The organism is Microcoleus sp. N9_B4 (genome assembly GCF_036701635.1).
Classification (GTDB): domain Bacteria; phylum Cyanobacteriota; class Cyanobacteriia; order Cyanobacteriales; family Microcoleaceae; genus Microcoleus.
The window spans coordinates 111,822-123,300 of the sequence record NZ_JAUBRC010000020.1; the positions used below are offsets into that span (position 1 = coordinate 111,822).

The following is an 11,479-nucleotide window of genomic DNA, read 5'->3' on the forward strand; positions in this document are numbered from 1 at the left end:
TTAGCAATTAGCAATTACTAATTAGCAATTACCAATTACTAATTAGCAATGACCCAATCAAAAATCCTTAGCAGCCATCAAAGTTTGCGGATCGGCAGCAAAGGCCAGCCATAGCGGAAATTGCAGGATTGACAAACTAATTAAATCCTCAGTTTCATCAATTACAATTAGCGGCAATTTGCCATCTTTCACCAGTCGATCGGCTTTTTGAGCCAAAGCCTCCGCCGACTCAAACATAATAATCCCCCTTTCCGGGCCAAAATCGCTGCGAGTAATGCCCAAACAGTCCTGCAAACCGCGACGCCACTCTCCCAAACGTTCGGGACTGTTGGCGAGCACCAAAGTCCGCACCCGTCCACCGTAGACGCTTCTGAGTACAGAAATAATTGTCGAAGTAATCAAGATATTTTGCAAGCGCGAACCCATAGTCCGCAAAGCACCCCTTCCTCCTTGGGTGAAAAACCAGTTAGAAACTCGTTCCGCGTGGATGGGTTCAAAAGTGCGGCGGAGTTGCCAAGGCGGGCCGTAGTAGTCGGGGACAGTGCGATATTGATCGAGGGTGCGGCGAATTTGTTTGGCTTGTTCTTGAAATCCCTGTTCGGCAAATTTGGGATTTACCGGTGCTGAGGATTGAGACTCTTCAGCAGCAGTTCGCTGTGGTGTTTCTGGGGCCGGCGGTGTCAAATCTAAGAGTTCGGCGGTAGCGGCCAAATCCTGCAAACTGCCTACTAGATAGTCTTTGAAACCCTGGACTCGAATTGCTAAATCTTGGGAAACGCCGGCAAAAGTGGTTCGCATTTCCTTTTGAATTCGATCGCGCCGGCGTTCTAGTTTTTCTACTTCGATTTGTAGCGCTTGTTTGCGCTGATCTAGTTGAATTAAGCCGTCTTGTACCAAACGCCCGATCGAGGCTTGAGCCTGACCCAACGCTTCTATAGCATTGGCTTTGTCGGCTTCCAAGGCGGCAATTTTTTCAGTCAAAGCTTGTTCTTGCTGCTGCAATTCTTTGACTCTCAGGGCCAACTGTTCGGTAACATTTTCTGGGATATTAGTTACCGTTTCTGCGGTTGCTGTTGGCTGGGAGTCTGTGGGAAGCTCGATTTGAGCGATCGGACTTTCTGATTCGGCATCGTCGGTGTTGGGCCCAATTTGGGCGATTGCGCCTGCTTCGTCCACGAATTGGGCGATTTCGGCATCTTCCTCGTCCAGCGGCTGGTCTATTTCTGCCGCGAGTTGGGCGGGCAGTTCATTTTTGTCGAGCCACAAATCCTCTGTTTGAGATAGAAGTTGGTACTCCGTCTCATTCACGGGCAAATCGACTTCGCCTTCACCGCTTGGGGCGGCTGGTTGTGGTTGCGGTTCTTGGGTTGGAGATTCGTCTGAATTCATGGGAAATTTTGTTCGGCGTGGGCATGGAAAAGTTAAAAATTAAAAATTAACAACTTTTTTAGTCTTGACGGGGACAGCGCTGTTCTAAGCAGGTCTGTAGCATTTTACGATCGAACAGAACCGGCAGAAAGTGAATGCTGTTAATTTCTTTGAAATAGAACAAAATCGGTACAGCGGGCCAAAATATCCGCCAATTTTGCCATTCTCGGTAAGGAAAGCGCCGGATTAAGTTGGACGATCGATAAATGTCCAAATCTGTTGGGGTAAATTGTAGCCGGAGGGTGGCGGCTTGGTACATCAGAAACAAGCCAAACACAGAAAGTGGCAAACTCACCCACTTCTGCACGAACAGCAGCGGTACAGCCGCCAGTACCAGGACTAGGGGAATCGCATAACTCGGAGCGAGTTCGATCGTACTTGTTGGCGCAGTCGAAGAGGCTGTTGTAGTCACGGGTTTAAATCAAGGGTAGTAAACTAATGTTGCCAATTATTCATATTTTATCTGTTTCTTAGCTTACAAGCCTTTGAGTACGCTAGAGCCAGTCCCCTGAAACATCAGCCAAGTCATTAAAAAGTTAAAGATAAAAATAGTCAGCAAAGCCGTCACTACCGCTGTGGTAGTCGATTGGCCGACGCCTTTTGCCCCGCCGGTGGTGGTCAAACCCCAGCTAGTGCCGATTACAGCAATCAAACCACCGAACACAAAAGCCTTAATTGTCGCGCTGCAAATATCCCACAGAGTCAGGAAATTGCGGACTGATTCTAAAAACACGCTTTGAGAGATGCCGTACATCGTCGTAGCAATCAGCAGTCCGCCGAGGATGCCGGTGACGAGGGACAAAATGGTTAAAATTGGCAGCATCAAGCAGCAAGCAATGACGCGGGGAATTACTAAATAGTCGATCGGGTCTGTTCTGAGCATCAGCAGGGCATCTATCTGTTCTGTCACCTGCATCGTGCCGATTTCCGCCGCAAAAGCCGAACCTACTCGCCCGGTGACGATTACGGCTGTTAAGACGGGGCCGAGCTCGCGAGTCAAAGACAAAGCTAAAACGCCACCGACGACATTGCCGGCACCGAGGTTAATAAACTCCCTCGCTACCTGAATAGTAAATACCATGCCGACAAAACCCGCAGTCAGCAAAGCAATCAGCAGAGATTCCGGGCCGACTGCTGCCATTTGGTCGAGGGTGTTGCGGCGGTGAATTTTGCCTTTCAGCAAGTGCAGCATGACTTGGCCACCCAATAAAGCTGCTGCCAGCAACCGCTTACTCCACAAACTGAGGCTCGAAGATGTAGTGGTGCTCAAGGGGATTTCGAGTGTAGAACAACTGCCAAAAATGAAATCTATCTACAAATCTTAAACAAGTTTTTTCTATAACATTTAAGATTTCTGACAGAACCGGCCACTGAGGGCGATCGCTGCCTATCGTAGAAAAGGACAAGTTTTGTTTGCTTGCACCTTTCGGCAGTTTAGCTGAATTTACTGACTCTTATGAGCATTTTTCCCAATTTTCTTCGCTCTTTACTGCTCACCAGCCTGTTGAGCTTTGTCGCCCCCTTATTGTTCATCGGTGCGGGATTGACTAGCTTTTCGCTGATCCGCTTCGTGCCTGCTCTCCAAGGATTAGGCCGTTCTGGAGAAGACCTGATTTTGCAGTTCTTAGCTACTTTCGGCAGTGGCTGTCCCCTCCAGGGTTTTTTCGTCATCGGTCTAACTTTTGGTTTGGTGGGTGCTTTATTTGATACCTACGCTTCTTATCAGCATTCGCGGTGGAGTTAATTTTGTTTCGATTTTAGATTTTAGATGGGAATTCCTCGCTCGAATCTAAAATCTAAAATTGTTGGGTTCGGGTTGGATCGGATACCCGCACCTGGGATGATTTTACAATACCGCTCGCGAATGTTCGGAAATGCGATCGCCCTTTTTGCGGAAAACCGAATCCCCCAGTTTCGCGAGCTGGAATATATTAAATACAAGTTGAGTCAAGTGTTTCTCAACCCTAAAAACTTCAGATAGTCGAGGTATTAGTTATGGCACTTATTCGTTGGGAACCTTTGCGGGAAATGGACTCCTTGCAACGAGAAATGAATCGGTTGTTTGATAGCTTGACACCGGCAACCGATCGCGCATCTAACGGTGTTGCTTTTGTACCCCCCGCCGAACTCGATGAAACTCCCGAAGCCATCCACCTTAAGTTAGAAATTCCGGGCATGGAAGCTAAGGATTTGGATGTACAAGTAACCGCAGAAGCTGTTGCTATTAGCGGCGAACGCCGTCAGGAAACTAAGAGTGAAGATAAAGGCATGACTCGCTCTGAGTTCCGTTATGGTTCGTTCCGCCGGGTGATTCCCCTACCGGCACGGGTTCAAAATGACAGCGTAGAAGCTGAGTACAAAAATGGAGTTTTGCACCTGAATTTGCCCAAAGCGGAAGCAGAAAAGAACCGCGTAGTGAAAGTGCAAATCGGCGGTCAATAATTCTTTGCCAGTTTAGTTAGTTTTAGTTAATTACTAGGGGGGCGCAACGCACCCCCTATTTGTTTTGGAAATTGATAATTGGTCATTGGGAATTGATAATTGGGCCGAAAAGCATTGGGTATTGAGAGTTTGAGGAATGATCCTTCCTTTTTCATTCTTCATTCTTCATTCTTCATTCTTCATTCTTCCTGACATCCGTGACATCCGTTACATCCGTTACAGAATCCGTTGCCGAACTTCTTCCATCCATCCGTTACATCCTCAGAAAGCGAATCCGTGGCCGAACTTCCTTGTTCCGATTTTTCAACCGTGCTAAACTCCAATAAGCAATGGTTGGTGAGGAGACTTGCGTGCCGAGTCAGGGAGTTGGAGGAAATGGAATTGCATCTGAGTTTGGAGACTTAACCGGGATGACTCGCCAAGAAGTCGATGACTTTTTGCGCGGGCTGGGTGCAGAAATCAGAACTACTGAAGGGGGTTATCTTGAATACGAATTTGCCGATCGTTCGCGAGTCAATATCCGTCCTGATGGTGAAGTTGTACGCACCCCAGCTCCCAGATACGGTTCAGATGGCCGAAAAATAAACAAAGGTTTGCGTCTTGACAAAGATGGCAGCTTGGTCAAAACACGCGATGAATTTGGCAATAAGATTCCTGGGACGCACAATACTGGAGAAAAAGTGAGTAATTAATATGTCCGATGACTACAACTTGCTTAAATTAGGTGGACTTACATCCCTCATCACAAATGTCAATGTGTCTTTGTGGGGGAATGAAATTTTATTTGAATGTATTTACGATCCGACAGGCGATCGATTGCCTTATAGCATAGTATTTCATGACTGCCGAGACATCAGTTGGGAGGTGTTCCATCCTGAAGATGTAAAAGATCCAGAAGCTGACTTGATTGGCATTCATTTGGGGGAAAACGCGCACCGGAAAGCAGCTTTGATTCATACGGATATTTTTGAAATTTCAATTTTGTACGGCAGTTTTAGCATTCACAAGGGAGAAAACCTAAATGCTGCAGTAGCAGATTTAGAAACTGAGGTTTTGGTATCACAATCGCCAGCAGTCTTGTAGCAATTTAAAAGCACGGCGCCGTTAAATTGCCAAGCGGTTAGTAATATTATATCGGGGAAAATAACTATTACAGGACTTACGCACTCCGACTCCTCAAAACTGTTTTTTTTACCTAATCTGCGGGTTTTAACGCGTCTTTTCGTAAAAAACCCGGTTTCTGGGTTCCCCTATGTAATTCCTATATTATTAGGTTTGTAGTGAGGACTTCACTCCTCATCAAAAATCTGAGGATTGAAGTCCTCACTACAAAAGAATTACCAATTTTTCAAAAAAGACACTAGGTATTGTTGCCCGCCTCAGTTTACGATACTTAATAGAACTTTTTTCCCAGATGAGGTAAAACACAATGCCTGATATTGTTGATATTGCCGTAGGTGCGGGTTCGTTTCAAACCCTCGTAACAGCCGTGCAAGTAGCTAATTTAGTAGACGCGCTCAAAAGTCCGGGCCCTTTCACTGTCTTTGCACCCAATGACGATGCTTTTGCGAAATTGCCGCCGGGAACTATCACCACCCTAGTGCAGAACGTTCCCCAACTGACTAGGATTTTGATGTTTCACGTCGTATCGGGGAAGTTTATGAAAGCTGATTTGGCAAAACTCGGTTTTGTTACTTCCTTGGAAGGTTCGCCGATTAAAATTGATTGTTCTGACGGTTTTGAGGTGAAAAATGCTACAGTTGTCGCTGCGGATATCGAAGCTGATAACGGCGTGATCCATGTGATCGATAATGTGATTTTAATGGGCTAGTTTCACCGTCCATTGATTTTCGATTTTCGATTTTTGATTGACTCTACAGATGAATTTGAGGGTTTGAACTTTGGTCTAAATTTTTTTGGTTTAAGCCACGGAAGTCTGGATATTGCATCTATCTTTAGGTGTGATGTTAAGTCGCAGCGGGAGCGAGAGCTTGCATTGAGCAGTGTCTCTTTGCTCCCGATCGCGCCCTGGTTTTTTTTATCGGTTGAAGGTAATTTAAATATAAAAAAGTTGTCTTTTCGGCGGATGTATTTTAAGATGATTGTTTGAAAAAGTTTAAAAATCAATAATTATAATATAAGCAAACCAGTTTGGTGAGCACTATGCAAATCCTAGCCGCCAGCCTCAAAGCACAAGTCCGCCAGCGTACCTTGGAACTGCAAGTTCTCAACGAACTTACTGCAAAAGTTCAAGCCGCTCTCAGTGTTGAGGAAATTTGGTCTGCGTGTCTGGCACATCTCGATCGCCTCATTCCCACAGAGGCGATCGCCATTTTGACGCTACCGGACGATCGAATATACCTGGAACACTTACAGCCCTTAAGTGCTAGCGCCAAAGCCGAAATTGAAGGGCGCTTGCAAGCTGCTCGCAGTGAATGGCTTGCTGGCAATCGGGACTGGGCGCACAACATTGCTCCGGCACCAATGGCTCAGTTTCAGTCGGTCTTGATGGCACCAGCCAACCCGGATGAAAGTGAGGAATTATTGGGAGTATTTTTCATCGGTGCAGAGCAGGCAACTGCTTTTAATTTGGAACACCTTTGTTTGCTCCACACTGTCGCTCAAATTTGTGCCAAATCGTTAAATACATTAGCAGCTAAAACCCTAAATGTCAATGGGAAAGTTCAAAATATTTTTGAGGGTGGTTCGGAAAGTCAAAAACTATTCTTACGAGCTTTAATCGACGGTGCGGCGGACAGAGTTTTTGCGAAAGATCGAAACTTTAGATACATTTTTGTCAATCAAAGTTTTGCTGAATATGTGGGGAAAAATGTTGAGGAAATTATCGGCAAAGATGATATTGAATTAGGGTTTTCAGCAGAATTAGTATTTGGCGATCGCAACGGCCAAATTAGGGGCATCCGCGAGGAAGATCGAGCGGTGCTGGCTGGGGAGAGGGTTCGCAATCCCTACCAGGCGATCCTCTTGGAAGGTGGCAAACAGCACATCTTTGACACGCAAAAAATGCCACTGTGCGATGCAGAGGGTAATATATTTGGGGTTTTGGGTTTTTCTAGAGAGATTGGTCAATTGCAGGCCACAGATGAAGCCAGGAATCAAAGCCAAGCCAAACTGCAAAAAATTACTGCTAGCGTACCGGGTACTGTATATCAAATTGACTTGAATCCAGACGGCTCGATGGCCTTCTCGTTTGTGAGCGCGGGCTGCCGAGAATTGTATGAAATAGAACCAGAGGCTGCTCAGCAGGATTTTCATGTAATTGTTGACATGATTCATTCCGAAGATCGAGATGATTTTCTCAACTCGGTGACGCTTTCTGCTGAAAATTTGCAGCCTTGGCGGTGGGAAGGAAGAATTGTCACTCCGTCAGGAAAACTTAAATGGGTGCAAGGAGCTTCCCAGCCAGAATTGCAAGCATCGGGGGAGATAGTTTACTACGGCTTGTTCACGGATATTAGCGCCCGGAAACAAGCTGAACGGAAGCTGCAACTTTATCAACAAATCTTTTTGAAATCCAACGATGCGATCGCGATCTTAGACCCCCAAGGCTATTACTTAGAAACAAATCAAGCTCACACGGCTTTGCTGGGCTACAGTTCGTCTAAATTGTGGGGAAAAACCCCGGCAACTCACATGGGAGAACAGGTATTTGCCTCGGTAATGCAAAGCTTGGCAGAAACTGGGAGTTACCGAGGCGAAATGACCTTTATGAACGCTTTGCCAGAAGGAACAGTTGAGGTCGAGGTTTCGGCTTTTGCGGTTTTAAATGATGCTGGGGATGTAGTTTGTTACGTAAGTGTCAAAAGAGACATCACCGAACGTAAGCGAGCTGAGGAAAAACTAAAACTTTACCGAGAAATATTTTTAAACTCCAACGATGCGATCGTCATTATCGATGCTGACGGGTTTTTCATCGAACAAAATCTTGCTCATCAAACGCTTCTAGAATACACAGACGCGGAATTAGAAGCAGAAGCTTCGCCGCTGGTTGCGGGGGAGCGCTTTTCGGCAATTGCCCAAAGTTTAGCGAAAACAGGAAGTTTTCGGGGCGAAATTACTAACTGCACTAAAAAAGGCCAGACGCTGGCGATCGACGTTGCGGCATACTCTGTGATTAACAACGCCGACGATGTAATTTGTCATGTCTGCGTCAAGCGCGACATTACCGAACGCAAAAAAGGAGAAGAAGAACGGCAAAAATTTGTGTCGCTGATTGAAAACAGCAGCGATTTTATCAGTATGGCTACCCTGAAAGGCAAAACGCTGTTTGTCAACGAAGCCGGACGAAAACTGGTGGGTGTAGAGAATGTTTCGGCAGTGCTTTATACGGAGATCTGGGATTATATTGGGCCCTATTTTCAACAGAAATTCAGTCAAGAGATTTTACCAACAATTATCAGTCATGGGCAGTGGCAAGGCGAAGGTCAAATGCAGCACTTGGGCAGCGGACAACCCATTGATGTTGTGATGAATGCTTTTCTGGTCAAGCACCCTCAAACCACCCAACCGCTGTGCTTTGCTGCGGTAATTCGCGATGTCACGGAACGCAAGCAAGCTGAGAGAATGCTGCGGGAACAAGCAGAACAAGAACGCCTGGTTTCGGCGATCGCCCAGCGAGTCCGACAGTCTCTCAACCTGACTCAAACTCTGAGCACTGCTGTACAAGAAGTGCGGCAGTTGCTAGCCACTGACCGCACGGTAATTTATCGTTTTGAGTCCGAGGAAACAGCGGTTGTGGTGGTGGAATCTGTAGGGGATGATTGGATGCCCCTGCTGGGCAGAAAAGTTCAAAGAACATCCTTTGGGGAAAGTTATCTATGGCTGTACAGTGCAGAAACAATTCAAGCAATGGCAGATATTTATACGGCTAATTTGAGCGAGGAACACCGAGATTTACTTGCTAGTTTGCAGGTAAGGGCTAATTTAGTTGTACCAATTTTTATAGGCGATGAAAGTCAGGGGTTGGCAGCAGAATATCCGCCAGAAACTCAAATGAACCCGCCGGGAAGGAGTTGGGAAACGACTCAAAATCGGTTGTGGGGATTGCTGATTGCCCATCAGTGCAGCGCTCCGCGTGTTTGGACTGATTCTGAGATGGATTTGCTGGGAAGGTTGAGCGTGCAGTTGGCGATCGCCATTCAGCAATCTACTCTTTTTGAACAAGCGCAGCAAGCCCGAGAAGCAGCCCTAGAAGCGTCTCGAATGAAGTCGCTATTTTTAGCAAATATGAGTCACGAAATCCGTACTCCGATGAATGGAGTGATGGGGATGACTGATTTGCTGCTGAAAACCAATCTTACTCCCGAACAGCTTGACTTTGTACAGACGCTGAAACTCAGCGGTCAAAATTTACTCTCCATCATTAACGATATTCTGGATCTCTCCAAACTGGAAGCAGGAGAAATGCGCTTAGAAATACTAGAATTTAACCTCAGTATCTGTATGAATGAAGTGCTGGATTTGTTAGCCACTCCCGCCCAAGAAAAAGGTCTAGAAGTGGTGGCACTGATTGACAGCGACGTGCCGCTGCAAATTAAAGGTGATGCAGCGCGATTGCGGCAAATACTTACTAATTTAGTCAACAATGCTATTAAGTTTACAGAAGCAGGAGAAGTGGTAATTGAGGTCGCTGATGCTAGTAATCCTGGGTTATTAGCCGCCAGTGATAATCAGAAAATTTTAGAGAATATCGAACCGATAAAAGTTGAAAATAATGACTCGATGCTCCTGCTGTTTAAAGTCACAGATACAGGAATTGGGATTGCTCCGGAAGACAAAAAAAAGCTGTTTCAATCTTTTACTCAAGTTGATGCCTCTACGACAAGAAAATACGGTGGCACAGGTTTGGGGCTGGCTATTTCTAAGGAGTTGGTGGAGTTAATGGGTGGGCAAATCGGTGTGGAAAGTACCCCTGGCCAAGGCTCGACTTTTTGGTTTACTGTGCCGACAGTTAAGGAAAATTTAACTGCTGTCGGCACAGCGTGTGAAGTGAATTTGGAAACGGTGCTTGCGGGGCGAAAAATGTTAGTTGCCAGCGATAAGCCGACAGTGCGAAAAGTGTTAGTGAGAATGGCTGTTGTGTGGGGAATGGAAGTTGAGGAGGTGGAAAACGGTTGGATGACGATCGCATCTCTGTACAAAGCTGTCAGCCTTAATTCCCCTTACGATATCGTTTTGGTTGATATTCAGTTGCCGGAAATGGTGGCGGGAAGTCTCGAACGCTTGAGGATTTCTGAGCCGGCAATGCAGCAGACAAAGTGGGTGGTGCTGACTTCAATGACTCAGCTTGCAGAGGCGAAACGCTTGGTAAATAGCGGTTTTAGCGGGTATTTAACTAAACCTGTGAAAGCTCACCGACTATTTGATTGCTTGGCGAATGCGATCGCCCCGATGACGCTGATTGATGAGTCGCAGGCAAATCCAACGTCCAATCGAGCCTCAGCTATTGACAACCGAGACTTAGCAAGTTTAAAGATTTTGTTAGTTGAAGATACTCCCATCAATCAAAAAGTTGGTCTCAATCAACTCAGAGTTTTGGGATGCACTGCGGATGTCGCGAATAACGGTGCAGAGGCCTTATCTATGGTTGCTCTGAAAAAGTATGACATTGTGTTGATGGACTGTCAGATGCCGGTTTTGGACGGTTATGAAGCAACGCGGGAATTGCGCCGCCGGGAAGCGGCAGATGCTGCTGGCAAAATGGAGCCACATCAAAAGACGGTGGTGATTGCGATGACTGCGAATGCTTTGAAGGGCGATCGGGAAAAGTGTCTGGCGGCGGGCATGGACGATTATATTAGCAAACCTATTGCGATCGAAAAGTTAAAATCGGTACTAGCAAATTGGTCTGCCAAGCTAAAAATAGAAACTCCCAAGTTTAATGGCGAGGAACTTCAAAATTCTGAGCCAGATATCGAATCGGTAGTCGATATGGCACGTTTGCACGAAATTTCCGGCGCTGATTTAGAGTTTGAGCGGGAAATACTGCAAACTTTTGTGGTGGATACTGCTAGTTATTTAGAAGCTGCTAAGGGGGCGATCGCCTCGGGAGATATGGAGACACTCGCCCGCCACGCTCATCAAATTAAAGGTGTCAGCGCTACGGCGGCGGTGCGGTTAATGCCCGATATGGCAGATCAGCTTCAAAGTCTGGCCGAATCTAATGATTTGGAGGGGGCTACAAAAATCATCGCTGAATTAGAAATCATTCTGGCGGGGGTTCAAAAGTTTGTGGCTACTGAGTAGTCAATCAATTTTCTAAGGGCTAAAGAAATCCTCGGCGGTTGGAAACCGCGTCTACACAAACGATGTCCGCCTCTGCGGACTAAGAAATATGGAATTTGAGAGAAATGTGCGATGGCTTACGCCCCGCTACGCTACGACTCTTCAACCCGCGGAGGCGCGTGAGTGTTTGTGTAGACGCGGTTTCAACCGCCGGGTTTCAAACGCCGGGGTTGGTGATATCTGATCCGGTGACATCGGAATCCTTCATCTCTTCCTCTGCATCAAGAGCGGTTGGTTGAGTCGATGGAAGGTATTATCCTTCGCACCTCTCAGTTAGATCCGGACGTGCTGGTTTCCCCGCATC

The 11,479-nt window shown here is 46.4% G+C and carries 9 protein-coding genes; 6 read left to right on the forward strand and 3 right to left on the reverse strand.

Features of this window, described 5'->3' with window-relative positions:
- Positions 1-57: 57 nt before the first annotated feature.
- From QUA43_RS15485 to QUA43_RS15495, 3 genes are all read right to left on the reverse strand, one after another.
- A complete protein-coding gene (locus QUA43_RS15485) occupies positions 58-1,389 on the reverse strand; it encodes a DUF3086 domain-containing protein (RefSeq protein ID WP_333375048.1) in 1,332 nt (443 codons plus the stop codon).
- 58 nt (positions 1,390-1,447) lie between these two features.
- Complete coding sequence (locus QUA43_RS15490) at positions 1,448-1,840, reverse strand: DUF3119 family protein (protein ID WP_333375050.1); 393 nt, start codon at positions 1,838-1,840, stop codon at positions 1,448-1,450.
- Positions 1,841-1,903: 63 nt separating this feature from the next.
- Positions 1,904-2,698, reverse strand: coding sequence for an MlaE family lipid ABC transporter permease subunit (locus QUA43_RS15495; RefSeq protein WP_333375052.1), 795 nt, complete (start codon positions 2,696-2,698; stop codon positions 1,904-1,906).
- 186 nt (positions 2,699-2,884) lie between these two features.
- On the opposite strand from QUA43_RS15495, the gene QUA43_RS15500 reads away from it, so the two are divergent.
- The 6 genes from QUA43_RS15500 (at position 2,885) to QUA43_RS15525 (ending at position 11,136) form a co-directional block, all read left to right on the forward strand.
- The gene (locus QUA43_RS15500; RefSeq protein ID WP_333375054.1) at positions 2,885-3,172 is read left to right on the forward strand and encodes a hypothetical protein; all 288 of its coding nucleotides are present in this window, start codon (positions 2,885-2,887) and stop codon (positions 3,170-3,172) included.
- 251 nt (positions 3,173-3,423) lie between these two features.
- Positions 3,424-3,870, forward strand: a complete 447-nt coding sequence (locus QUA43_RS15505; RefSeq protein WP_333375056.1) for an Hsp20/alpha crystallin family protein — start codon at positions 3,424-3,426, stop codon at positions 3,868-3,870.
- 329 nt (positions 3,871-4,199) lie between these two features.
- Positions 4,200-4,562, forward strand: coding sequence for a hypothetical protein (locus QUA43_RS15510; protein WP_333240059.1), 363 nt, complete (start codon positions 4,200-4,202; stop codon positions 4,560-4,562).
- A 1-nt stretch (position 4,563) separates the two neighbouring features.
- On the forward strand, positions 4,564-4,953 hold the full coding sequence (locus QUA43_RS15515) for a hypothetical protein (RefSeq protein ID WP_333375058.1): 390 nt from the start codon (positions 4,564-4,566) through the stop codon (positions 4,951-4,953).
- Between the two features lie 346 nt (positions 4,954-5,299).
- Complete coding sequence (locus QUA43_RS15520; RefSeq protein ID WP_015178455.1) at positions 5,300-5,701, forward strand: fasciclin domain-containing protein; 402 nt, start codon at positions 5,300-5,302, stop codon at positions 5,699-5,701.
- 332 nt (positions 5,702-6,033) lie between these two features.
- Positions 6,034-11,136, forward strand: coding sequence for a PAS domain S-box protein (locus tag QUA43_RS15525; protein ID WP_333375060.1), 5,103 nt, complete (start codon positions 6,034-6,036; stop codon positions 11,134-11,136).
- Positions 11,137-11,479: the final 343 nt, after the last annotated feature.

Bases quoted from the DNA above. Each gene is read 5' to 3' on its own strand.
- QUA43_RS15485 (WP_333375048.1), bottom strand. From the start codon at position 1,389: ATGAATTCAGACGAATCTCCAACCCAAGAACCGCAACCACAACCAGCC.
- QUA43_RS15500 (WP_333375054.1), top strand. From the start codon at position 2,885: ATGAGCATTTTTCCCAATTTTCTTCGCTCTTTACTGCTCACCAGCCTG.
- QUA43_RS15505 (WP_333375056.1), top strand. From the start codon at position 3,424: ATGGCACTTATTCGTTGGGAACCTTTGCGGGAAATGGACTCCTTGCAA.
- QUA43_RS15510 (WP_333240059.1), top strand. From the start codon at position 4,200: ATGGTTGGTGAGGAGACTTGCGTGCCGAGTCAGGGAGTTGGAGGAAAT.
- QUA43_RS15515 (WP_333375058.1), top strand. From the start codon at position 4,564: ATGTCCGATGACTACAACTTGCTTAAATTAGGTGGACTTACATCCCTC.
- QUA43_RS15520 (WP_015178455.1), top strand. From the start codon at position 5,300: ATGCCTGATATTGTTGATATTGCCGTAGGTGCGGGTTCGTTTCAAACC.
- QUA43_RS15525 (WP_333375060.1), top strand. From the start codon at position 6,034: ATGCAAATCCTAGCCGCCAGCCTCAAAGCACAAGTCCGCCAGCGTACC.